At 72.1% G+C, this 23,900-nt stretch carries 19 protein-coding genes and 1 riboswitch; of the genes, 13 read left to right on the forward strand and 6 right to left on the reverse strand.

Annotated elements, in window-relative coordinates; all coding sequences use genetic code 11:
- Positions 1–97: 97 nt before the first annotated feature.
- Together ACH4RG_RS00005 and cobN are read right to left on the reverse strand one after the other, a co-directional pair.
- Positions 98–1,270, reverse strand: a complete 1,173-nt coding sequence (locus ACH4RG_RS00005) for a hypothetical protein (RefSeq protein WP_397919053.1) — start codon at positions 1,268–1,270, stop codon at positions 98–100.
- 63 nt (positions 1,271–1,333) lie between these two features.
- Positions 1,334–4,939 (reverse strand): cobaltochelatase subunit CobN, encoded by a 3,606-nt coding sequence (cobN, locus tag ACH4RG_RS00010; protein ID WP_397919051.1) that lies wholly within the window; start codon positions 4,937–4,939, stop codon positions 1,334–1,336.
- Between the two features lie 90 nt (positions 4,940–5,029).
- Positions 5,030–5,106, reverse strand: a riboswitch (cobalamin riboswitch).
- A gap of 320 nt (positions 5,107–5,426) precedes the next feature.
- Here cobN and ACH4RG_RS00015 point away from each other — a divergent pair.
- Genes ACH4RG_RS00015 through ACH4RG_RS00025 form a run of 3 tightly spaced genes read left to right on the forward strand, consistent with a single transcriptional unit; the run spans position 5,427 to position 8,988 of the window.
- Positions 5,427–6,779 carry a cobalamin biosynthesis protein CobG gene (locus ACH4RG_RS00015; RefSeq protein ID WP_398538844.1) on the forward strand — a complete coding sequence of 451 codons (1,353 nt, stop codon included), beginning with the start codon at positions 5,427–5,429 and terminating at the stop codon, positions 6,777–6,779.
- Positions 6,780–6,835: 56 nt separating this feature from the next.
- Positions 6,836–7,462, forward strand: coding sequence for a precorrin-8X methylmutase (locus ACH4RG_RS00020; RefSeq protein ID WP_397919047.1), 627 nt, complete (start codon positions 6,836–6,838; stop codon positions 7,460–7,462).
- Positions 7,463–7,473: 11 nt separating this feature from the next.
- Positions 7,474–8,988: a precorrin-2 C(20)-methyltransferase gene (locus ACH4RG_RS00025; protein WP_397919306.1), complete on the forward strand. Its 1,515-nt coding sequence runs from the start codon at positions 7,474–7,476 to the stop codon at positions 8,986–8,988.
- Here ACH4RG_RS00025 and ACH4RG_RS00030 read toward each other — a convergent pair.
- The gene (locus ACH4RG_RS00030) at positions 8,973–9,755 is read right to left on the reverse strand and encodes a cobalt-precorrin-6A reductase (protein WP_397929528.1); all 783 of its coding nucleotides are present in this window, start codon (positions 9,753–9,755) and stop codon (positions 8,973–8,975) included. The genes ACH4RG_RS00025 and ACH4RG_RS00030 overlap by 16 nt on opposite strands.
- 16 nt (positions 9,756–9,771) lie before the next feature.
- On the opposite strand from ACH4RG_RS00030, the gene ACH4RG_RS00035 reads away from it, so the two are divergent.
- The 5 genes from ACH4RG_RS00035 to ACH4RG_RS00055 all read left to right on the forward strand — a co-directional run bounded on the left by ACH4RG_RS00035 (position 9,772) and on the right by ACH4RG_RS00055 (position 14,460).
- Complete coding sequence (locus ACH4RG_RS00035; protein WP_397919043.1) at positions 9,772–10,893, forward strand: cobalt-precorrin-5B (C(1))-methyltransferase; 1,122 nt, start codon at positions 9,772–9,774, stop codon at positions 10,891–10,893.
- A gap of 162 nt (positions 10,894–11,055) precedes the next feature.
- A complete protein-coding gene (locus tag ACH4RG_RS00040) occupies positions 11,056–12,279 on the forward strand; it encodes an AAA family ATPase (RefSeq protein ID WP_397919041.1) in 1,224 nt (407 codons plus the stop codon).
- Entirely contained in the window at positions 12,276–12,950 is a 675-nt protein-coding gene (locus ACH4RG_RS00045; RefSeq protein ID WP_397929522.1) for a hypothetical protein, read from the forward strand. The genes ACH4RG_RS00040 and ACH4RG_RS00045 overlap by 4 nt, the downstream gene beginning before the upstream one ends.
- A gap of 268 nt (positions 12,951–13,218) precedes the next feature.
- Entirely contained in the window at positions 13,219–13,380 is a 162-nt protein-coding gene (locus ACH4RG_RS00050; protein ID WP_397919037.1) for a hypothetical protein, read from the forward strand.
- Between the two features lie 69 nt (positions 13,381–13,449).
- Positions 13,450–14,460 carry a VOC family protein gene (locus tag ACH4RG_RS00055; RefSeq protein WP_397929519.1) on the forward strand — a complete coding sequence of 337 codons (1,011 nt, stop codon included), beginning with the start codon at positions 13,450–13,452 and terminating at the stop codon, positions 14,458–14,460.
- A 322-nt stretch (positions 14,461–14,782) separates the two neighbouring features.
- Here ACH4RG_RS00055 and ACH4RG_RS00060 read toward each other — a convergent pair whose 3' ends face one another.
- Both ACH4RG_RS00060 and ACH4RG_RS00065 read right to left on the reverse strand, forming a co-directional pair.
- Positions 14,783–15,322, reverse strand: a complete 540-nt coding sequence (locus ACH4RG_RS00060; RefSeq protein WP_397919033.1) for a hypothetical protein — start codon at positions 15,320–15,322, stop codon at positions 14,783–14,785.
- 153 nt (positions 15,323–15,475) lie between these two features.
- Positions 15,476–16,120 carry a dihydrofolate reductase family protein gene (locus ACH4RG_RS00065; RefSeq protein WP_398162241.1) on the reverse strand — a complete coding sequence of 215 codons (645 nt, stop codon included), beginning with the start codon at positions 16,118–16,120 and terminating at the stop codon, positions 15,476–15,478.
- A gap of 580 nt (positions 16,121–16,700) precedes the next feature.
- Between ACH4RG_RS00065 and ACH4RG_RS00070 the strand changes: the two genes are divergently transcribed.
- The 3 genes from ACH4RG_RS00070 (at position 16,701) to ACH4RG_RS00080 (ending at position 19,113) form a co-directional block, all read left to right on the forward strand.
- Entirely contained in the window at positions 16,701–17,171 is a 471-nt protein-coding gene (locus ACH4RG_RS00070) for a cation:proton antiporter regulatory subunit (RefSeq protein ID WP_397919027.1), read from the forward strand.
- A 2-nt stretch (positions 17,172–17,173) separates the two neighbouring features.
- Complete coding sequence (locus tag ACH4RG_RS00075) at positions 17,174–18,457, forward strand: cation:proton antiporter (protein ID WP_397919025.1); 1,284 nt, start codon at positions 17,174–17,176, stop codon at positions 18,455–18,457.
- A gap of 200 nt (positions 18,458–18,657) precedes the next feature.
- Positions 18,658–19,113: a tellurite resistance TerB family protein gene (locus ACH4RG_RS00080; protein ID WP_398538845.1), complete on the forward strand. Its 456-nt coding sequence runs from the start codon at positions 18,658–18,660 to the stop codon at positions 19,111–19,113.
- Positions 19,114–19,270: 157 nt separating this feature from the next.
- On the opposite strand, the gene ACH4RG_RS00085 is transcribed toward ACH4RG_RS00080, so the two are convergent.
- Entirely contained in the window at positions 19,271–20,344 is a 1,074-nt protein-coding gene (locus ACH4RG_RS00085) for a PucR family transcriptional regulator (RefSeq protein WP_398538846.1), read from the reverse strand.
- Positions 20,345–20,771: 427 nt separating this feature from the next.
- Between ACH4RG_RS00085 and ACH4RG_RS00090 the strand changes: the two genes are divergently transcribed.
- Positions 20,772–21,458 (forward strand): hypothetical protein, encoded by a 687-nt coding sequence (locus tag ACH4RG_RS00090; protein ID WP_397919019.1) that lies wholly within the window; start codon positions 20,772–20,774, stop codon positions 21,456–21,458.
- A 243-nt stretch (positions 21,459–21,701) separates the two neighbouring features.
- Positions 21,702–23,846 carry a flotillin family protein gene (locus ACH4RG_RS00095; protein WP_397919017.1) on the forward strand — a complete coding sequence of 715 codons (2,145 nt, stop codon included), beginning with the start codon at positions 21,702–21,704 and terminating at the stop codon, positions 23,844–23,846.
- Positions 23,847–23,900: the final 54 nt, after the last annotated feature.

Raw genomic sequence — 23,900 nt, forward strand, 5'->3', positions numbered from 1 at the left:
GGCCGACGTCCTCTTCGCGATGCTCCGCGACGGCACCTTCTACGAACCCCAACCCGCCCGATCAGCTTGACCAAACCCATAGGGGCACCCCCCCGCGTCAGCCCGCCTTCGCCGCCTCCCCCACCGGCCGCCGGTCCACGACCCGGGCCGTCGCGTCCGCGTCCAGGTGGGCGGTACCCTCCTTGCCGGTCACCGTGACCCGGACCCGGGGGCCCTCTCCTGGGCCGGCGCCGGGCGTCACGTCGATGCGCCAGCTCTTCGGTTCGCGGACGCCCAGGGTCGTGCGGGCCTCGTGGACCAGCGCGGGGAACAGCTCGTACGGGAGCATCTGGACGTGCATCGTCTCGGCGGCCGGGCGGGCGGCGTCACCGCGGAGCCTCATGTGGCGTTCCTCGATGGTGATCGCGGTGACCTCCGAGGTGCCCACGCGGGCCTCCAGCTCCGTGGCCGTCTCCCGCATCCGCCCGAGGAGCAGCAGCGAGGTGGAGGGCCCGGAGACGGTGGTGGACGAGGTGAACGTCCGGGACGAGGAGGCGGACGACGTGACGGAGGGCTGCTTCGACGCGGGCCCCTTGTCGTCGTCGGACGTGAACAGCTCGCCCCGGAAGAGGAGCACCACCAGCGCCGCACCCGCCAGGAAGGTGAAGAGCACCAGCAGGCACCAGGAGCCCTCGCTCAGCCCCGGATTCTCCACCAGCGTGGACTCGGGCGCGGAGTCGATCTCCGCCTCGTCGGCCCGGCGGCTCCACTCCCCGGTCGGGCGGGTGACGATCCGCACCTCCCAGGGCTCGTCCGGGCGGTACTCCACGACGGCGATGGAGCGCGGCCGGTAGACAGGGAGGTCGACCAGGTTGATGTGCTGGGTCATGTTCACGCGGTACGCCGGCCGGCCGTCCTCCGGCTCCGGCGCCACGGTCAGCCGGAAGTCCACTGGCACGTCGGCCATTTCGCCGCTCGTCGCCCGCAGGTCCTCGATGCGGGCGAGGGCGGTCCGGGTGACCGGTGGTACGACGGGCCCCGGGGGCCGCCGCCCGGCGACGAAGCCGATCAGGATGAGGACGACCAGGACTCCGCCGCCGGAGAGGAAGACCGGGGGCCGCTCCAGGATCACGCCGACCACGACCGCCGCGACCGCCGCCCCGGTCACGCCCGAGGTGACCGTCAGGCGCAGCCCGGCGAAGATTGCGGCCAGTGTCGAACGGCCCTGCGCAGCCCGCGCGTTGACCTCAGCGGCGCCCTGCTCCGCCTGCCCCTGCTCCGATTTCCCCATGACCGTGATTGTGTCGTTCGGGGGCGATCCGGGGCAGGGGGCGGCGGAAGAAATACGACGAGGTCAGTCCTCGCCCTCCAGGTTCCCTTCCGTCTCCAGGTACACCTGGCGCAGCGCGTCCAGCACCGCCGGGTCGGGCTTGGCCCACATGCCGCGCGACTCGGCCTCCAGGAGGCGTTCCGCGATGCCGTGCAGAGCCCAGGGGTTGGCCTCCTGGAGGAACTGCCGGTTCTCCGGGTCCAGGACGTACGTCTCGGTGAGCTTGTCGTACATCCAGTCGGCGACGACGCCGGTGGTGGCGTCGTATCCGAAGAGGTAGTCGACGGTGGCCGCCAGCTCGAACGCGCCCTTGTAGCCGTGGCGGCGCATCGCCTCGATCCACTTGGGGTTGACGACCCGGGCGCGGAAGACGCGGGACGTCTCCTCGACGAGGGTCCGCGTGCGGACGGTCTCGGGGCGGGTGGAGTCCCCGATGTAGGCCTCCGGGGCCTTGCCCTTGAGTGCGCGCACGGTGGCCACCATGCCGCCGTGGTACTGGAAGTAGTCGTCGGAGTCCGCGATGTCGTGCTCGCGGGTGTCGGTGTTCTTCGCGGCGACCTCGATGCGCCGGTAGGCGCTCTCCATCTCCTCGCGGGCCGGGCGGCCGTCCAGCTCGCGGCCGTAGGCGTAGCCGCCCCAGACCGTGTAGACCTCGGCGAGGTCGGCGTCGGTGCGCCAGTCGCGGGAGTCGATGAGCTGGAGGAGGCCCGCGCCGTAGGTGCCGGGGCGGGAGCCGAAGATCCGGGTGGTGGCCCGGCGTTCGTCGCCGTGCTCGGCCAGGTCGGCCTGGGTGTGCGCCCGTACGTAGTTCCGCTCGGCGGGCTCGTCCAGCGAGGCGGCGAGCCGTACGGCGTCGTCGAGCAGCCCGACCGTGTGGGGGAACGCGTCGCGGAAGAAGCCCGAGATGCGCAGCGTCACATCGATCCGGGGGCGGCCCAACTCCTCGTACGGGATGGCCTCCAGGCCGGTCACGCGGCGCGAGGCGTCGTCCCAGACGGGGCGGATGCCGAGCAGCGCGAAGGCTTCGGCGATGTCGTCGCCCGCCGTGCGCATCGCGCTGGTGCCCCAGAGGGAGAGGCCGACCGAGGTGGGCCAGTCGCCGTTGTCGGTGCGGTAGCGGGTCAGCAAGGAGTCCGCCAGGGCCTGCCCGGTCTCCCAGGCGAGCTTGGAGGGGACGGCCTTCGGGTCGACCGAGTAGAAGTTGCGGCCGGTGGGGAGGACGTTGACCAGGCCGCGCAGGGGCGACCCGGACGGGCCGGCCGGCACGAAGCCGCCGTTCAACGCGTGTACGGCGTGGGTGAGTTCGTCGGTCGTGGCCGCCATGCGCGGGACGACCTCGGTGGCCGCGAAGGTGAGGATGTCGGCGACCGCGTCCGGCAGCCCGGCGGCGACGGACGCCACGGCGGCCGGGTCCCAGTCGGCGTCGTCCATCGCCTGGACGAGCGCGCGGGCCTGCTCCTCGACGGTGTCGGCGGCGGTGCGGGTGGCGGCCGACTCGTCGAGCCCGAGCGCCTCGCGCAGCCCCGGCAGCGAGGCCGTGCCGCCCCAGATCTGGCGGGCGCGGAGCACGGCCAGCACCAGGTTGACGCGGTCGTTCCCGGCGGGCGGGTTGCCCAGCACGTGGAGACCGTCGCGGATCTGGACGTCCTTGATCTCGCAGAGCCAGCCGTCGAGATGCATGATGAAGTCGTCGAAGCCCTCGTCCTCCGGCCGGTCCTCCAGGCCCAGGTCGTGGTCGAGCTTCGCGGCCTGGATCAGCGTCCAGATCTGCGCGCGGATCGCGGGCAGCTTCGCCGGATCCATCGCGGCGATCTGGGCGTGCTCGTCGAGGAGTTGCTCCAGCCGGGCGATGTCGCCGTAGCTGTCGGCGCGGGCCATCGGCGGCACGAGGTGGTCGATCAGCGTGGCGTGGACGCGCCGCTTGGCCTGCGTGCCCTCGCCCGGGTCGTTGACCAGGAACGGGTAGATGAGAGGGAGATCGCCGAGGGCCGCGTCCGGACCGCAGGCGGCCGACAGACCCGCGTTCTTGCCGGGCAGCCACTCCAGGTTCCCGTGCTTGCCGAGGTGGATCATGGCGTCCGCGCCGAAGCCGTTGTCGTCGGCGGAGGCGGCGATCCAGCGGTAGGCGGCCAGGTAGTGGTGCGAGGGCGGCAGATCGGGGTCGTGGTAGATCGCGATCGGGTTCTCGCCGAAGCCGCGCGGCGGCTGGATGAGGATGAGGAGGTTGCCGCGCCGCAGGGCCGCGAGGACGATGTCGCCCTCCGGGTTGGCGGACCGGTCGACGAACATCTCGCCGGGGGCCGGGCCCCAGTGCCGCTCGACCGCGAGCCGCAGCTCCTCGGGGAGCGTGGCGAACCAGCGGCGGTAGTCGGCGGCCGGGATACGGACCGGGTTCTTGGCCAACTGCTCGTCGGTCAGCCACTCCTGGTCATGGCCGCCCGCCTCGATCAGCGCGTAGATCAGCTCGTCGCCGTCGCCGGAGACCAGTCCCGGGATGTCGGCCTCCGGGCCGAAGTCGTACCCCTCGGCGCGCAGCCGCCGGAGCAGCGCGACGGCGCTGGCGGGGGTGTCGAGCCCGACGGCGTTACCGATCCGGGAGTGCTTGGTCGGGTAGGCGGAGAGGACGAGCGCGATGCGCTTCTCCGCGTTCGGGATGTTCCGCAGCTTCGCGTGCCGTACGGCGATCCCGGCGACCCGGGCCGCGCGCTCGGTGTCGGCGACGTACGCCGGGAGCCCGTCCTCGTCGATCTCCTTGAAGGAGAAGGGGACGGTGATCAGCCGGCCGTCGAACTCCGGCACCGCGATCTGGGTGGCCGCGTCCAGCGGGGAGACTCCCTCGTCGTTCTCCTCCCAGGCGCTGCGCGGGCTGGTGAGGCAGAGCGCCTGGAGGATCGGCACGTCGAGCCCGGTGAGCGCGCCCGCGTCCCACGACTCGTCGTCGCCGCCGGCCGACGCCTCGGCGGGCTTGGTGCCGCCCGCCGCGAGGACGGTGGTCACGATGGCGTCGGCGGCGCGGAGCGCGTCGATCAGCTCGGGCTCGGGCGTACGGAGGGAGGCGACGTACAGCGGAAGAGGCCGGGCGCCGGCGTCCTCGACGGCGGTGCACAGCGCGTCGATGAACGCGGTGTTCCCGCTCATGTGGTGGGCGCGGTAGTAGAGGACGGCGACCGTCGGCGCGCCCTCGGCCACCTCTCGGGCCTGCCGCTCCAGCGGCCCCCACGCGGGGGCCGGGGCGGGCGGCTCGAAGCCGTGGCCGGTCAGCAGCACGGTGTCGGAGAGGAACCGGGCCAGCTGCTCCAGGTTGGCGGGGCCGCCGTGCGCGAGGTAGGCGTGCGCCTCGGCGGCGATGCCGATCGGCACGGTGGAGGCGGCCATCAACTGGGCGTCGGGGGCCTGTTCACCGGTCAGCACGACGACGGGGCGGCCGGTGGCCAGCACCGCGTCGAGCCCTTCCTGCCAGGCCCGTACGCCGCCGAGGAGGCGTACGACGACGAGGTCGACGCCGTCCAGGAGCTCCGGCAGTCCGTCGAGGGAGACGCGGGAGGGGTTGGCGTACCGGTAGCTGACGGGTCCCTCGGAAGCGCGGGCGCTCAGGAGGTCGGTGTCGGACGTCGACAGGAGCAGGATCATGCTGCGTCAGGCCTTCCTCGGGGTGTCCACGCCCCGGGCGGTGTCGGAGGGTCTCCCCACGTCCGGCGGGAACCGGGCGCTCGGAGAAGGGAGTTCCTGACTCGCCCGGCCGGTGGTGGCCGGGCTCACAGTGGCGGGACCGCGCCGGAATCTCACCGGGCTTCCTCCCCTGTCGCCGTCTGGCGATGGCGGCCTGAACGGACCACCGCCTGCATCCTAAGCGGCGGGGCGGTTCAGGGGCAGGGGGCGGGGGTGCGGCGGTGATCACCACGCACGGGCACGGCGGCTCTCCGTACCCGCTGACCAGCGGGTCGAGCCTTCCCGTGTCGGTCCCGCAGGTCCGTCCCGCAGGTCTGCCTGACCCCGTTCCCGCAGACCGGCCGCACCCGTTCCCGCAGACCGGCCGCACCAGCTGTCCCGGATCGGCCACTCCCGCTGTCCCGCAGGTCACAGGAGCGAGCCCGTCGACGGGACCGGCCCGGTCGGTATGCTCGCCGCCATGCCCGATTCCGCCCCCTCGCCCCTTTCCGCGGGCGGCCCGTCCCCCCGCGACGGCGGCGACGCCTGCCCGGGGACGCTGCGGCTGCACCGGGCCGACGACGGTGCGCTGGCCCGGGTACGCGTCCCCGGCGGGGTGCTGAGCGCGGACCGGGCGGACGCGCTGCTCGCGGTGGCCCGCCGGTTCGGGGACGGTGAGCTGCATCTCACCTCGCGGGGCAACGTACAGCTGCGCGGCCTCGACGCGGAGTGCGGCGGCGGGCCGGCCGAACTGCTCGGCGCCGCCGGGCTGCTGCCGTCCGTCGCGCACGAGCGGGCCCGCAACATCATGGCCTCGCCGCTCGCCGGACTCGACGGATCTCCCTCGGTCAGCCGCTGGTCGTCCGAGCTGGACGGCCTGGTGTGCGGATCGGCCGCCGCCGCCGCGCTCTCCGGCCGCTTCCTCTTCGCCCTCGACGCGGGCCTCGGTGACGTGGACGCGCTGGGCGCCGACGTGACGCTGATCGCGGAGGGCGGCGGCTGCCTCCTGCGGGTCGGGGCCGCCGACGAGGTGCTCCGGCTGCCGGCGGCGGACGGCCCGCGCGCCGCGCTCCTGGCCGCCGAGGCGTTCCTCCGCGCCGCCCGGGACTCCGGCGCGTGGCGCGTGAAGGACCTGCCCGACGACGTACGCGCCGCGCTGGTCCGCACCATCGGGGCGTCCGTCGGCCCAGTTGTTCGCCGCCCCCGTCCGCGTACGGCGAAGGCTCCGGCCCCGGGCCTCGTCACCGCGCCGCCGGAGAGCGGCACGACCGCGACAGCTGCGGCAACCGTGACCGCGATCAGCGTCGGCGTACCGCTGGGCCGGCTCGCCCCCGCCCAGTGGCGGCTGCTCACCGAAACGGCCCGGCGGTACGGGAACGAGCTGCGGCTCACCCCGTGGCGCGGGATCGTCATCCCCGGCCCCTTCGGACGGACCGGGCAGGCCGGACCGACCGGGCAGACAAGCCGGTCCGGGCACGCGGCGGAGGCGCTCGGCACCCTGGCGACAGCCGGGCTGATCACCGGCCCGGACTCCCCGTGGACCGGCGTCGGCGCCTGCATCGGCCACCCCGGCTGCGCGAAGTCGCTGTCCGACGTGCGGGCCGAAGCGGGGGCCGCTGTCGGACCGGTCGGGCGGCTCCCTGTGTACTGGTCCGGGTGCGAACGCCGCTGCGGCCACCCCCACGGGGAGTGGATCGACGTGGTCGTCACGCCCGAAGGGCACCGGATCTCGCACGTACGGGGCGAACACCGTGACCCCCGAACAGCGGTCCGGGACGACCCGGCGGCACTCGCCGCGGCGGTGGCCGAGGCCCGCGCCTGAGCACGCTCCCCCAGTTTCCCCTCACTCCCCGACCGGCAGAAGAAAGCGACAGCACTGTGCACCAGTACGAGAAGGACGGACCGGCGATCTACCGCCAGTCCTTCGCCACCATCCGCGCGGAGGCGGATCTGGCCGGGCTGCCCGCCGACGTGAGCCAGGTCGCCGTCCGCATGATCCACGCCTGCGGCATGGTCGACCTCGTGACTGACCTCGCCTTCTCACCGAACGCCGTGGCCGACGCCCGCGCGGCCCTGCGGTCCGGCGCTCCGATCCTCTGCGACGTGGCGATGGTGGCCAGCGGAGTCACCCGCAAGCGGCTGCCCGCCGACAACGACGTGGTGTGCACGCTGTCCGACCCGTCCGTGCCGGAGCTGGCCGCGAGGATGGGGACCACGCGCAGCGCGGCGGCCCTGGAGCTGTGGCGGGACCGGATGGAGGGAGCGGTGGTCGCGATCGGCAACGCCCCGACCGCCCTGTTCCGCCTGCTGGAGATGGTCGAGGAGGGCGCCCCGCGCCCCGCCGCCGTCATCGGCGTCCCGGTCGGCTTCGTCGGCGCGATGGAGTCCAAGGAGGCGCTGGCCGGGCACCCGTCGGGCCTGGAGCACCTGATCATCCGGGGCCGGCGCGGCGGCAGCGCGATAGCGGCCGCGGCGCTCAACGCCATCGCGAGCGAGGAGGAGTAGTGACTTCTCCGGTGAAGGACACCAGTACCGGCAGGCTCTACGGTGTCGGGCTCGGCCCCGGCGACCCGAATTTGATGACGCTGCGGGCCGTCCGGGCCATCGGCGAGGCCGACGTCGTCGCGTACCACAGCGCCCGGCACGGCCGCTCGATCGCGCGGTCCATCGCGGCGGCGCACCTGCGGCCCGACCACATCGAGGAGGCCCTGGTCTACCCCGTCACGACGGAGACCACGGACCACCCGGGCGGCTACCGGGGCGCGCTGGAGGAGTTCTACGAGAAGGCCGCGGCCCGTCTCGCGGCACACCTGGACGCGGGCCTGACCGTCGCGGTGCTCGCCGAGGGCGACCCGATGTTCTACGGCTCGTACATGCACATGCACAAGCGCCTGGCCGACCGCTACACCACCGAGGTCATCCCGGGCGTCACGTCCGTCAGCGCGGCGGCGGCCCGCCTCGGCACCCCCCTGGTCGAGGGCGAGGAGATCCTCACGATCCTCCCCGGCACCCTCCCGGAGGAGGAGCTGACGGCCCGTCTCGCCGCCACGGACACGGCCGTGGTGATGAAGCTGGGGCGCACGTTCCCGGCGGTGCGCGGGGCGTTCGAGGCGTCGGGGAGGCTGGCGGAGGCCCGGTACGTGGAGCGGGCGACGATGGCCGGGGAGCGCACGGGCGCCCTGGCGGACATCGACCCGGCGTCGGTCCCGTACTTCTCGGTGGCGGTGCTGCCGAGCCGCGTCGACGCGCCGCGGCCTTCCGGGCAGGGCGACTCGGGTGAGGTCGTGGTCGTGGGAACCGGCCCGGCGGGCCCGCTGTGGCTGACGCCGGAGACGCGGGGAGCGCTGGCCGCCGCCGACGCCGTGGTCGGCTACACGACCTATCTGGACCGGGTGCCGGTCCGTCCCGGTCAGGCGCGGCACGGCTCGGACAACAAGGTGGAGTCGGAGCGCGCCGAGTTCGCGCTGGACCTGGCGCGGCGGGGCCACCGTGTCGCGGTGGTCTCGGGCGGCGACCCCGGGATCTTCGCGATGGCGACGGCGGTGCTGGAGGTGGCCTCGCAGGACGCGTACGCGGACATCCCCGTGCGGGTCCTGCCCGGCGTCACCGCGGCCAACGCGGCGGCGGCCCGCGCGGGTGCCCCACTGGGCCACGACTACGCCACGATCTCCCTCTCGGACCGGCTCAAGCCGTGGGAGGTCATCGCGGAGCGCCTGCGCGCGGCGGCCTCGGCGGACCTGGTGCTGGCCCTGTACAACCCGGGCTCCAGGTCCCGTACCTGGCAGGTCGGCAAGGCCCGCGACCTGCTCCTGGAACACCGCTCGCCGGACACCCCGGTGGTGCTGGCGCGCGATGTGGGCGGCCCGGCGGAGAGCGTACGGACGGTGCGGCTGGCCGACGTCGACCCGGCGGAGGTGGACATGCGGACGCTGCTGATCGTGGGCTCGTCGCAGACCCGGTGGGTGCGGAGGGGCGGTTCCGGCGCGGACCGGTCCATCGTCTGGACGCCGCGCCGCTACCCGGAGGCGTAGAGCCGGCGCACCCACTCCACGGCCTCATCGGGCGTACGGGCCACCGGCACCCCTTCCGGTACCGGTGGCCGCCGGACGACGACGACGGGAATCCCGGCTTCGCGGGCGGCGGCGAGCTTGGGGGCGGTGGCGTCCCCGCCGCTGTCCTTGGTGACGAGCACATCGATCCGATGGCGGCGGATGAGCTCGCGCTCTCCCCGGAGGTCGAACGGCCCCCGGTCGAGCAGGACCTCCGTCCGGGCCGGACAGGGCGGCTCCGGTGCGTCGACGGACCGCACGAGGAACCACAGCGCGTCGAGTCCCGCTCCCGCGAAGGCGGCGAGCCCCATCCGCCCGGTGGTGAGGAAGACCCGCTCACCCAGCGCGGGCAGCAGACCGGCGGCCTCGGCGAGCGATCCGGCGGCGTGCCAGCGGTCACCGTCCTGGGCGACCCAGCCGGGCCGGCGGAGGGCGAGGAGAGGAACATGGGCCTGGGCGGCGGCCTCGGCCGCGTTCCGGCTCATGGTCGCGGCGAAGGGGTGGGTGGCATCGACGACGGCGGCCACACCGTGCTCACGCACCCAGGCGGCGAGCCCCTCGGGCCCCCCGAACCCGCCGACGCGCACGTCACCCGGCGGCAGCCGGGGAGCGGAGACCCGCCCGGCGAGCGAGGTGGTGACCCGGACCCCCGGGTCGTGGGCGACCAGGTGCTCGGCCAGCCGGCGCGCCTCGGTCGTACCCCCCAGAACAAGCACATGCACAGGCAGATCAGGCAGAACAGGCAGCATCGGAACGGACTCTCTCATGGACGCTGAGGCGCGGGGCGGACGCAGTGCCCAACTCAAACACACGGGCCTGCGCCCCGGCTGGACGACCGGGGCCTGTGCGACGGCGGCGACGACGGCCGCGTACACGGCGCTGCTGACCGGCGACTTCCCGGACCCGGTGACCATCACCCTGCCGAAGGGCCAGACACCGGCGTTCGCGCTGGCGGTGGAGGAGCTGTCGGCCGGGCCGGGTGAGGCGGTGGCGACGGCCGGAGTGGTGAAGGACGCGGGCGACGACCCGGACGTGACGCACGGGGCGCTGGTCCGGTCGACCGTACGGAGGCTGCCGCCCGGCTCCGGCGTGGTGTTCCGGGCGGGCCCGGGCGTGGGCACGGTCACCCTCCCCGGCCTGCCCCTCGATGTCGGCGAGCCCGCGGTGAACCCGGTCCCGCGCCGACTGATGCGCGAGCACGTGGAGCGGGTGGCGGCGGAGCACGGCGGGACGGGTGACGTGGAGATCACGGTCTCGGTCGACCACGGCGAGGAGATCGCCCGCTCGACGTGGAACGGCCGGCTCGGCATCCTGGGCGGCCTGTCGATCCTGGGCACGACGGGGGTGGTGGTCCCGTACTCCTGCTCGGCGTGGATCGACTCGATCCGCCGGGGCGTGGACGTGGCGAGGGCGGCGGGCCTGGCCCATGTGGCGGGCTGCACGGGCTCGACGTCGGAGAGGACGGTGGTGTCGGAGTACGGCCTGCCGGACATCGCGCTGCTGGACATGGGCGACTTCGCGGGCGCGGTCCTGAAATACGTACGCCGGCATCCCGTCGCCCGCCTCACGATCTGCGGCGGCTTCGCCAAGCTCTCCAAACTGGCGGCAGGCCACCTGGACCTCCACTCGGCCCGCTCCCAGGTCGACAAGCCCTTCCTGGCCGAGCTGGCCCGGACGGGCGGGGCGAACGAGGAGCTGGCTTCCCGGATCGCCACCGCCAACACGGGCCTGGAGGCCCTGCGCCTCTGCGAAGCGGCGGGCGTCCCCCTCGGCGACCTGGTCGCCGCCCGGGCCCGCGACGAGGCCCTGGCGGTGCTACGGGGTGCGCCGGTCGCGGTCGACGTGATCTGCATCGACCGGGCGGGGGCGGTGGTGGGGCGGGGGTAGGGCGGCGAAGCACCGGGCTCCGATGCTCACTCTGCCGAAGGTGTGTCAGCCGCACGTTCCCCGCCGCAAACAGGGTGTTGCGGCCTGAGCGCATCAGGCCGGACGCTGTCTCCTCAGGTCACTGACGCCGCCCCGCGATCTGCTACCCGATAGGGTCACCCCATGTCCGGCCGTCTTCTGGAACTGCACGTCGAAAACTTCCGCAGCCTTCGTGATGTGACGATCCCCCTCGGACCGCTCACCGTCCTGGTGGGCCCCAATGGGGTGGGCAAGTCGAACGTACTCAAGGTGTTCGACTTCCTTGCTGCGATCATCCGGACCGACCTGCAACCGGCACTCGACGAGCGCGGCGGATTCGACGAAGTAGCCTTCTGGGGGGGCGAGAAACCACCCACCTCGCTGGCGATTCGCCTCACAGCGGACTGGACCACGCACGCGAGCGCGAAAGCTCCGGACGAGTACTCGCTGACCATTCGCAGGCGTTCCCTGCCTGGCCGCAGCGATTCCTACACCTTGTCACGCCAGGAGAGCTTCCAGTTCAAGCGAACGCAGGGCCGGGGCCGCCGGATCACGATTTCCGGCGATGAGGCCCGAGTCGTGGACAAGAGGGCCGGTCGTGAGTCCGACGGAGGCAAGTTCGGTATCCAACGGCTGAGCAGCGGCCTCTCCACCCTGCCTCGGCTCGGACGGTCGGACGGCGGGGAGGAAGTGGCGAGGGTGGCCGAGCGCTTGTCGTCCTTCAGGGTCTTCGACGTGGACGTCACCGCTGCTCGGCAGCCAACACGCACACACTCGATCAAGGCCGGCCGGCTGGAGCCGCGCGCGGAGAACCTCGCGGCGTTCCTGATCCAGCTCAGCACCGACGAGGAACGCTGGGACCATCTGACGCACGATGCCCGCCGCATTCTTCCGCAACTGGACGCCATCGAGTTCGAGCAGGTCGGAGGCTTCGCCGATCGCCTCGCGGTGGTGCTTCGCGAGCGCGGCCTGCGCCGGCCCACGCCGCTGGCCGATGCCTCGTTCGGGACAGTGCGCCTTCTGGGTCTCCTCGCCATGCTCTACGATCCTCAGCCACCGGCCCTGACGTGCGTCGAAGAGATCGACCACGGCCTGCACCCCCAAGCCCTCGAACTCATCGTGGAGCGGATGAGGGAAGCCTCGGCGCGAACGCAGTTCATCGTGGCGACGCACTCCCCCGCACTCGTCGACCGGCTGGAACCCAACGAATTCATCGTGTGCGACCGGGACGAAGACGGAGCGTCCATCATCCCCGCTCTGACAACGACCGAGATCCGGACGATCGTTGCGGAGACAGGTGACCAACCACTCGGCGAGCTGTGGTTCTCCGGCGTGCTGGGGGGCGACCTGACAGAGGACGAGCTGTGAGTCGCAGGCGGATAGCGAAGCCGCTCGGCCGGAGCATCGTGGTGCTCGCGGGCGAGAGCGCGAACGACCGCCGCATGCTCGCCGCGTTCATCAAGGCAGCCCATCCGGCCCTTGCCGCCGCCGTCACCCTCACCGAGATCACCGATCCCGTACGCCTACGGAAGAAGTCGGGCGCTGAACTGGCCACAGCCGCGAACACCCTGGTCAGCAAGGCGCGTGGCAAAGCACGTCTGAAGGCCGGCGAGTTCGTCGGGATCGCCGTGCACGAAGATATGGATGCCTGCCCCGGCCCTGCTTACGACGCCGCGCGAAAGGCTGTATCGGCCGCTCTGGGCAGGGCGGCAGGCGACTCCTCATCCGTATACGCGCTGGCCGCCGCCGAGTCCGAAGCCTGGCTCCTTCTCTTTCCCGAGGCTTTCACGCTTCACCGGGCTTCCTGGAAGATTCCGACGACGTGGAAGGGCAAGGACAGCGGGCGTCGCCAGAATCCGAAAGAAGATCTCGAAGGTCTTCTCACGAGCCCCCGCTTCAGGGAGAGCGACGGGCCGGATATCGTATCCGTAGCTCTGGCGCAAGGGTTGCTCACCGAGCCCAAGGGGTCGAATCGTTCCTACCAGGAATTCGTCGCGGACATCTGCGACTGGGAGGTTCCCCGCCCGCCAGGTCGCTGACCGTGCCCCTGCCCCGGAACCGCGACGCCGCAGCACACGGCGCGGCTCACCGCCGGAGACCCCGCGTCGCACCACAGCCCCAGGACCTCGGCCTCGGCCAACGGCACGTTGGCGAACAACTGCCGCGTCGCCCAACGCCCCCGCTCTCCGCAGACCCGCCGCTCATGCACGAACCCGCACATGACCGACTGCTCCTTCACCCGCTGGAACGCCCGCCCCTTGATGCCCAGCCTCCGGGCGTGCTCCCGCGGAGAAAGTGCCGCCGATCGTGGCCTTCGCGGGGGACCGCCCGACGGCCTGGGTGGACGACGCACACACCCCGGAGGGCCGGGCGTGGGCGGAATCCCGCGTGGCGCGAACACTGCTGGTGAACACGGACCCGGCGCGGGGGCTCACGGAGGAGACGACGAGAACGCTGCTGAGCTGGTGAGAGGCACCATCGAAGGATCGCTCGTCCGTCACATCCTCGCTACTCTGTGCGACCGTTACGGTGAACGTCATGCCACACGACACAACGCGTCTCCACCACGTGGGCCACATCGTCGAGGACCTGGCAGAGGCGAGCGCCCTGTACGCGCGGCTCGGCTTCTCCGTGCCTCCGCCGAGTTGCCCGGCCATGCCCCGAAGCGTCGGCGGAGCGCCCGAGCCCTTCGGGGCGGCCAATACGCACGCGGACTTCCCGGACTCCTTCCTCGAACTCGCGACCCACGCGCAAGCCGGCGAGACCGGACGCCTCCCCACCGATACGCGCCTCGTACCCCTGGAGGCACCGGCGGAGGAGCTGCAGCAGCTGGTGGAGCGGATCGGGGAGACGAGCGCCGGCCTGGCCGCTTACCTCGATCGTTTCCAGGGCCTGCACATCCTCATGTTCTCGTCGCCCGCCATCGACGATGCGGCCGCGCGTCTGACGTCGGCGGCCGTACGGCACAGCGGGGTCAACACCGTTCGACGAGCCGCACCTTCGGGAGCCGATTCCCCCGTCGAGACGATCCGCTACCTGGAGATCGACACACAGGAGCCGAACACGGGCACGGGTGCCGGAACCGTCCCGGAGGGCCGGGTAGGCATCGTCACCGATCTCGATCCGGGCATCCAGTCCGCACGACACCTGGATCACCCCAACGGGGCGACAGGTCTGGCCGAGGCGACGCTGTGCGTGGCGGACGAGGACCTGGCCGCCACGCACCACCGGTACGCCACCTACCTGGACCGTCGCCCTCGTCAGGAACGCGAGGGCCTGGTCTTCGATCTCGACGGGGCAGCACTGAGGCTCATCCCGGAGTCAGCCCTGACCGCGACCCTGCCGGGCGAGGAACTCACCGCGCTCCCGGCTCTGGTGGCGTACACCGTGACGGTGCGCGACCTGCCCCTGACCCGGGACCTGCTCCACCGCAACGACATCCCGCTGCGGGAAACACCGACCGGCGACTTCTTCGTACCGGCGAAGGCGGCACTCGGCACGGCGGTCGTCTTCCGCGCGGGGTGCGGCGTCCCACTCGACCACCGCTGAGGAGCGAGCCCCCGGCGGAAACGTGGACGGAGTGCTGCGGCGGCGACGTGGCTTCCTGCGGCGTCCCGCTGGAAGAGATCTGCCGGCTTCTGTCCGACACCCCGTTACGGCCGTGGCCGTGGCCGTGGAGGCCTACCGAAGCAGATCAGGCCAGTGACCCGGCCCGGACCGGCGCTGTCGTCAGGACAGCGTCCTCCGGCGGGAGCCCCAGGGGTGGTGCCGCAGGCGGACACGCACCGGCGGGACATCCGCTGCTGGTACGCCGGTCACGGAGAACACCGCACTTCCCGGGCCCCCCGGCACCGCTCCTCGCCCACCCCTCCTACTCCGCCCCCGACTCCACCTGCGTCAGCGCCTGCGTGACCATGCAGGTCGCGAAGTTCTCGTCGCCCGTCATGCGGTTGATGTGTTCGGCGAGCAGGAACGCCGTCGCCTCCAGCGGGGTCAGTTCTGCTTCCGTCCAGTCGCCGTACTGCTTGCGCCAGAGGGTGGGGCTCAGGCCGGTGGCAGCCGCAATGACCAGGCCCGCCATCGTGGGTACGGCCTCCGGCGGAACGCTCATCGGCAGCATCTTCAGGGAGGTGACGAGAGTCGGCACCACGTATTCGACGACATCCTTCTCGTGCGCCTCGTGGGCCTCCCGGAGCCACTTCGTGTACAGGTAGATGAGCGTGCATGTGCCGGCCCGCACGTCGTCGATGCCCTCCGGGCCTAGTGACGAGAGGAGTTGCCGGACCAGTTGCTCCTGTTCGGGGTCGGCCCCGCTCCTGCCCGCGTGGACGGTCCTGAGCCGGGAGTCGATCAGCATGAGCGCCGCGCCCACATCGCCGGCGGGAGCGTGTCGAGGTTCGAAGGGCGACATGGCGGAAGTCCTTTGCGGCAAGGCTGCGGGTCGGCAGCGCGCGGTGTCCGGGTCCGCTTCGTACCTCTGCGCACTCGGGCGACTACGCAGACGACTCTCCACGATCCCCGTCGGCCCCGCCCCGCACTTCGCGGATTCGGCCGACCCTCGCTGTCATTTCCGCCAGAACAGGTGGTGCGTCATGCCGCTGGGGCTCGGAACGACGTCCAGGTGGTACCGGTCGCGCAGGTCGTCGGGGGACTCCCACAGGCGCAGACCGGTCCCCAGTTCCACCGGTGCGACCGCCACGTGCAGGGTGTCGACCAGGTCGGCGTCGAGGAACTCACGGATCGTGGTGACGCCGCCGCCGAGCCGCACGTCCTTGCCTCCCGCCGCTTCCCGCGCGCGGTCGAGGACCGTCGCCGGGTCGCCGCCGACGAAGTGGAACGTGGTGTCCGACAGCGTGAGCGACGGGCGCTCGTGGTGCGTCATCACGAACACCGGGGTCCGGAACGGGGGTTCCTCGCCCCACCAGCCCTGCCACTCGTGGTTCTCCCAAGGTCCGCGCTGAGGGCCGAACTTGTTGCGCCCCATGATCTCGGCGCCGATGTTGTGGGCGAAGTCCCGCGTGAGGTAATCGTCCAGGCCCCGGCTGCCGCCCGGCTCCGTGCGGTTCGGCCAGCTCGCCGTCGCCCCGGCCCAGGAGAAGAGCCGCTCGGGGTCGACATGGCCGAACGGCCGCTCCAGCGACTGCTCCTCGCCGGCGGCGATGCCGTCGCTCGACACGGTGAAGTTCTGGACTTTCAGCAGCTGAGTCACGCGTTCCTCCTGCTTCTGGGTGGCCAACGACGGTGGTGAGACCCCACGGAGCGGGAGAACTCATCGGTCGGGGCAGAGATCACCGCACGTCACCTCACCCCATCACACCGCACGCGCGCGTCAGGGATCCAGGGAGTCCTCGTGAGCGATCAGTCCGGGCGGCCGGCCCGTGAGCCGTTCCCGTGCGTCGTCGTCCGCGCGGCCGGGATCGCCCGTGGCGCCGACCGGCTGTTCGCCGCCGCGCGGGACGCCGGGTGGGAGGTGGGCGCCCCTCGTCACCCCCCGCCCCCGCCCACGCCCGAGCCGGTGAGGCGCCCCCCTCCCCGGGAGAACGCCCTGGGGTTCCCCGGGGGGACGCCCTGGAGTTCCGGGAGGACGCCCTGGAGCTGCTCGCGCCCGCGCGATTTCGGCCAGGGCGGCGAGGCCGGCCACGGCGGTGGCTCGTGGGATCCCCCGTCATTCCTGCCCGTACGGCTTCCGGACTCGGCCCCCCGGCGGAAACGCGCCGCCCGATAAGGTAATGGCCGGATAAAGAGATCGCCAAGTGCGCGCGCACCGCCGCACGTCTCGGGAGGAAGCCATGGGAACCCGCCGTACGTCACTGCCCGGAGTGGGTGCTCAGTACGACTTCACGACCGAGACGGGCCAGCACATTTCGGTCGTCGTCCACCACGACGGCCGCCGGTTCATCGGGTTCTACGAACAGGACGACCCTGATGCGTGCCAACTCTCCGTCCCCCTGACGACGTCCGAGGCCACCGCGCTCGCGCACCTCATCGATCCGGCGCCCATCGACGCCGTACGGACCGACGGCATCGACCTCGTCACCGAGCACATCCCGCTCGGGGCCCGCTCCCCGTACGGCGGGCGGCTGCTGGGGGAGACGCGGGCACGGACCCGGACCGGGGCGTCCATCGTGGCGGTGCTGCGCACCCACAGCGCGCACCCGTCGCCGGAACCGGATTTTCGACTGGCCATCGGGGACACACTCGTCGCCGTCGGTACGCGTGAGGGCGTCGACGCGCTCACCGACATCATTGCGGAGGGCTGACCGTGCATGACACGACTGCGTTGCTGGTGGAGCTGGGAGCCGTCATCCTCGGGCTGGGGCTCGTGGGACGGTTCGCCGGGCGGATAGGCCTCTCCCCGATCCCGCTCTACCTCCTCGCCGGGCTGGCGTTCGGACACGGCGGGCTGATTCCCCTCAAGGCCAGCGAAGAGTTCACCATGGTGGGCGCCGAGATCGGCGTCATCCTGCTGCTTCTCCTGCTGGGGCTCGAATACAGCGCGTCCGAGCTGGTCACCAGTCTCAAGACGCAGTACCCGTCCGGCGCCGTGGACTTCGTGCTCAACGCGACGCCCGGCGCCGTCGCGGCCCTGATCCTCGGCTGGGGCCCCGTGGGCGCGGTCGCGCTCGCCGGTGTCACCTGGATCTCGTCGTCCGGGGTGATCGCCAAGGTCATGACCGATCTCGGTCGGCTCGGCAACCGCGAGACACCCGTCATCCTCGGCGTCCTCGTCATGGAGGACCTGGCGATGGCGGTGTACCTGCCGCTGCTCACCGCCATGCTCGCCGGGGTCAGCCTGGCCGGCGGCAGCCTGGCGCTCGTGATCGCGCTCGGGGCCGTCGGATTCGTCCTCTACCTGGCGCTCCGCCACGGCCGCCTGATCAGCCGCGCGGTCTCCTCCGACAACCCGGAGATGCTGCTCCTGGTCGTCCTCGGTCTCACGGTCCTGGTCGCCGGTGTCGCCCAGCAGCTCCAGGTGTCCGCGGCCGTCGGCGCGTTCCTCGTCGGCATCGCGCTCTCCGGCGAGGTCGCCGAGGGCGCCCGCAAGCTGCTCACCCCGCTGCGGGATCTGTTCGCCGCCGTGTTCTTCGTCTTCTTCGGGCTCTCCACCAACCCGGCCGACATACCGCCGGTGCTGCTGCCCGCGGCTCTTCTGGCCCTCGTCACCACCTTCACCAAGATCGCCACCGGCTACTACGCGGCCCGGCGCGCCGGGGTCGGATCACGCGGCCGCTGGCGGGCGGGCGGCACCCTCGTGGCACGCGGTGAGTTCTCCATCGTCATCGCCGGTCTGGCCGTGGCCACCGAGCCGCGCATCGGCCCCATCGCCACCGCGTACGTCCTGATCCTCGTCATCCTCGGCCCGCTCACCGCCCGGTGGACGCAGCCCCTCGCGGCGAAGATCGAGGCCCGTCGCGGCGGCGGCGACGGGAAGAGCAAGGGCACGAGCGGCGCGGAGAAGGAGCCCGACGCGAAGTCCGCTCCCGAGCGCCGGCTGCCCTCGCACGACGCCCTCACCCCCGAACCGGCGGGCGAGACGCGCGAGTAGCCGCCTTGCGGCCCTGCCGCGAGCGGCCCACGGCGAAGCCCCCGGACACCCTCAGGTCGGTTCCGGGGGCTTCGCCGTGTCCGGGAGCTTCGCCGTGAAGACACCCGCACCCCACCATGGACATCTACACGCCTGTAGAGTTACCTCGGTCCCGGCTCCGGTCCCGGTCCCGGATTCGCACCGCAACGTAGGGAGACGTCATGGCTCTGTGGGATCGCATCAAAGAATCCGCGTCGTCGATGCAGACGCAGCTGGAGGCGAAGAAGAACGACCTGAAGTCGGGGTCGTTCCGGGACGCGAGCATGGCCATGTGCGCCCTCGTGGCCGCCGCCGACGGTTCCATCGACCCGTCGGAGCGTCAGCGCGTCGCGACACTCATCTCGACCAACGACGTCCTGCGGAACTTCCCCGCGGACGACCTCCAACGCCGCTTCAACGGCTACGTCGACCAGCTCACCGCCGACTTCGCGTTCGGCAGGGTCAGCGTTCTCCAGGAGATCGCCAAGGCGAAGAAGAAGCCGACCGAGGCCCGTGCCGTGATCCAGATCGGCATCGTCATCGGCGGCGCCGACGGTGACTTCGACCCGTCCGAGCAGGCCGTCGTGCGGGAGGCGTGCTTCGCGCTCGACCTGCCGCCGCACGAGTTCGACCTGTAGGCCCACCAGGACCGCCGGTGCGGTCGCGTGGGCCGGCAGACCACCGGCCCGCGTCCCCTCCCCACCGGCAGGCCGGGGGTGCGTCACCCCCCTGAGCACCCCCGGCCGCACCTTCCGTACCCCGCCCCCCAGGCCCCCTCCGGCGGGCGTCCGCCGCTCACAGCTCCTTGGCCGGCCAGTCCAGCAGCCGGGCCCCGATGACCGCCGTCTGCAAGGTGTAGCGGTGCATCGGATCCGAAGGGTCGGACCCGGTCAACTGGTGGATACGCTCCAGGCGGTAGGTCAGCGCCCGTACGCTCAGCGCCAGTCGGCGGGCGGTCTCGGCGGCGACACAACCCGCGTCGAAGTAGACCGACAGCGTGTTCAGCAGCGGTTCCGCACCGCCCCGCGCCTTCTGGAGCGGGCCCAGCTCGCTGCGCACCAGATCGGCCATCGCCTGCCGGTCCCGGGTCAGCACCGGGTAGACCATGAGGTCCGAGGCGTACAGCACGGGGTCGTCCATCCCCATCCGGTCCGCCAGGTCGAGGGCTTGCAGCGCCTCGTCGTACGAGTGGACCACCCCGCCGGGGCCCTTGTGCGGACGGCCGACCGCGACCTGGCCGCCGTCCGTCGCCGCGTGCGCCTGCTTGGCGAAGTAGCGCAGGACGTCGGGCTGACTGCCCGGTGCGATGCAGACGATCCGGCCGTCCTTCGTCGTCAGCAGGATCTTGCGGCCGCTGAACCGCGCCAGCAGCGCCGCCTCCACACTGCGCGGCACCGCGTCCGTCTCCGTGTACGCCTCCGGGCCCGACGCCACCGCCACCGCGTGCGCCCGGGAAAGGCGCAGGCCGAATCGGGTCGCCCGCTCCGCGAGCCGCACCAGATCGCTGCGCCCGTAGAGCAGGTCGTCGATGAACTCCCGACGCGCCGCCTCCTCCCGCCGCACGGTGAGCCGCTGGGCCCGCTCGAACCCCTCGGCGAACGCGTCGACCGCCTGCTCCACCGCGGCCAGGACGGCGTCGGTCGTGGCAGGGGAGTTTCCGGCAGCTCCACGGGGCCAGGCCTCTCGGGTCTGCGCCAGATGCATCGTCACCAGAGCGCGGAGCTGATGCCCCGCGTCGGCCGCCGCACGGCCCAGCGCCCGGCGCGCTTCCAGTTCGGCACGGGTCAATCGTCGGCCGGTGAGGGCGACTTCGCCCAGAATGTGGGCATAATCGCCCAGCATTTCCTCGGGAATCCTCAGCTCGGCCACGCACTCTCCTTCAGCCCTGCAACAGTCTTGTCATTTCCCCAACGCACACGGAGCGGTGCCGGTGCCCGGCATGAGCGAAGCGTAAAGATTGCCGGGTTCCGGCAATGCACGGAGCGGGTCCCGGATGACACGATCAGGTCAGCAACAACACGGGGGAAGCACGGGGGAGCACGGGAAACGGGGGACGGAAGTCCCTCCCCGGGGCCCGGATTCCGGCCGTCCACGGGGGATCGGGGACGGTCCGGAATCCGGGATCCGGCGGGAGGAGTCCCGAGGGGGAGCCCCGGCCACCGCGGCAGGCTCGGACAACGCCGCGGCGCCGGGCCCCGCCACCCGTCCGCCGAGCGACCGCTCGCCGCCCCCGTACCGAATGACACGGACGCGCAGCGCCTCAGGGCCCGTGCGCAGAACCGCAGGGGTGGGACCGATGGGCGAATTCCTGAGCGCGGCAGTCGGATTCCCCGCCGTCGTCTTCGGCGCCGCTCTGGTGGTCGTCGTCTGCTTCTGGCTGCTGGTGCTCGCCGGGGTCGCCGGCCACGACTCCTTCGACGCGGACCTGGACACCGGCCCGGCCGGTCTCGGCGGTGTCCCTGTCTCGGTCTCCGTCTCCCTGCTGGTCGTCTTCGCCTGGTTCGGCAGCGTGACCGGCACGGTCCTGCTGCACCGGAGCGAGACCGGCAGCACCACCCGCGCCGTGCTCGCCTTCGCCGTACTCGCCGGGTCGCTGCTCCTCGCCTGGGCGGCCGTCCGCCTCCTCGTCCACCGTTTCCGCCGGTACTTCCCGGCGGAACCTCCGCCATCGCGGCTGGACTTCGTCGGGAGCGTCTGCACGATCCGCACCGGCTCCGTCACCGCGACGTTCGGCCAGGCCGAAGTCGTGTCGCACGACGGATCGACGGCCATCGTGCAGGTCCGCACGGCCGCGCCGTTCCCGTCCGCCTCCCGGCTCTCCGGGCCGGCCGCCGAGGAAGCACCGCTCGTCATGGGCGGCTCCGGACTTCTCTACGCGTACGACGAGGACGGGGAGTTCTTCTGGGTCTCGCCCTACGACGCGGCGCTCGATCCGGGTCCGAACACCAGACCGCACGAGCTGCCGGGCGGAACGACCGGCTGACCCGGCGGACCCGGACGGGCCGCCGGACCGCCCGGGTCCGCCGGCCCACAGGACCACCGGGACAACGACTCCCAGCATCCCAGGAAACCGACTCCACGCGTCCGGGGCTCCGGGCCACCGGGACTTCACACCCCCGGAAACCACCGTCGCCGCCCACCGGCCGGCCTCCCCCGTGACGGGCAGGCCGCCACCCCTACCTCGCTTGTGCCTTTTCCGTACCGACAAGCCGCCAAGGACTCTTCAATGGATGCCATCTCCTTGGGCATCGGCGTGCTCATCGCCGTTGTCCTGCTCATCGTCATCGCCATCGCCTTCGTCATCACCCGGCTGTTCCGCAAGGTCGAGCAGGGCAAGGCACTGATCATCTCCAAGACCAAGAAGGTCGACGTCACCTTCACCGGGGCCGTCGTCCTGCCCGTGCTCCACAAGGCCGAGACGATGGACATCTCGGTGAAGACGATCGAGATCCGCCGAGCCGGACGCGAGGGTCTGATCTGCCAGGACAACATCCGCGCCGACATCCAGATCACCTTCTTCGTCCGGGTCAACAAGACCGTCGAGGACGTCATCAAGGTCGCGCAGTCCATCGGCACGGGACGGGCCAGCGACAAGGTCGCCATCCAGGAGTTCTTCGCCGCGAAGTTCTCCGAGGCGCTCAAGACCGTCGGCAAGCAGCTCGACTTCGTCGACCTGTACACCAAGCGCGAGGAGTTCCGGGACCGGATCATCCAGGTCATCGGCACCGACCTGAACGGCTACCACCTCGACGACGCCGCGATCGACTTCCTCGAGCAGACCCCGATGGCCCAGCTCGACGGGGCCAACATCCTGGACGCCCAGGGCATCCGGAAGATCACCGAACTCACCGCGATCGAGCACGTGCGGACCAACGAGTTCCAGCGCACCGAGCAGAAGGAGATCACCCGGCAGGACGTCGACGCCCGCGAGACGATCCTGGAGCTGGAGCGCCGGCAGGCCGAGGCGGAGATCAAGCAGCGCCGCGAGGTCGAGGTACTGCGGGCCCGCGAGGAGGCGGCCACCGCCCGGGTGCAGGAGGAGGAGCGGCTCGGCGCGCAGACCGCGTTCATCAAGACCGAGGAGCAGCTCGGCATCCAGCGCGAGAACCAGGCGCGGGAGATCGCCGTCGCGCAGAAGAACCGCGAGCGCGTCATCGCCGTCGAGAGCGAGCGCATCGAGAAGGACCGGATGCTGGAGGTCATCGGGCGCGAGCGCGAGACCGAGCTGAACCGGATCGCCGCCACGAAGGAGGTCGAGGCCGAGCGCCGCGAGGTCGCCGACGTCATCCGGGAGCGGATCGCGGTGGACCGCACGGTCGCCGAGCAGGAGGAGTCGATCCTCACCCTGCGCGCCGTCGAGGACGCCGAGCGGTCCCGCAGGTCGGTCATCATCGCGGCCGAGGCGGAGGCCCAGGAGAAGCTGGTCAAGGACATCAAGGCGGCCGAGGCGGCGGAGGCGGCCTCCACCCACCTGGCGGCCGAGCAGCTCACGCTCGCCGAGGCCCGGCTGAAGACCGCGGACCTCGACGCGCAGGCCAAGCTGCGGCTCGCCGAGGGCATCCAGGCCGAGACGGCCGCTCCCGGGCTCGCCGCCGTACAGGTGCGGGACGCGGAGGCGGACGTCACCGAGAAGGCCGGTCTCGCGGAGGCCGAGGCGACGGCGGCCCGGCTCAAGGCCGAGGCCGAGGGCTCGCGGCTCAAGGCGCTCGCCACGGCGGAGGGCACCGCGGCTCAGGCGACCGCCGACGCGGCGGTCATCGGCGAGAAGCTGAAGGCGGAGGCCGCGGGGCTCACGGAGAAGGCGGCCGCGATGGCGGCGCTGGACGAGGCGTCGCGCGGGCACGAGGAGTACCGGCTGCGCCTCGACGCGGAGAAGGAGATCCGGCTGGCCGGTCTCGACGTGCAGCGGCAGGTCGCCGAGGCACAGGCGACGATCCTGGCGACGGGCCTGGAGAACGCCGACATCGACATCGTCGGCGGCGACTCGGTCTTCTTCGACCGGCTCGTCTCGTCGATCTCGCTCGGCAAGGCGGTGGACGGGTTCGTCGACAACTCGCGGACCGCGCAGGCGTTGGCGGGCCCGTGGCTGGACGGTTCGTCGTCCTTCACGGACGACATCAGCCGGGTGCTGGGCTCGTTCTCCACGGGCGATGTGCAGAACCTGACGGTGTCGGCGCTGCTGATGCGGCTGATGGGGCCGGGCGCGTCGGGGGCGGCGTCGGGGCAGGTGCAGCAGCTGCTGGCGGCGGCGAAGGAGCTGGGGCTGGCGGATCTGCCGGTGTCGTCGCTGACGAACGGTACGCCGGTGGCTCCGACGGCCACGACCGCGTCCCGGAACGGAGCGGGAGCCGGGGCCGGGGCGCTCGGGTAGCGCATTCCACCCGGCCGGCCGCCTCGGGCCGAACCCTCGGCCACTCCCAGCCGA

The organism is Streptomyces sp. NPDC021019 (assembly GCF_044333295.1).
Taxonomy (GTDB): Bacteria; Actinomycetota; Actinomycetes; order Streptomycetales; family Streptomycetaceae; genus Streptomyces.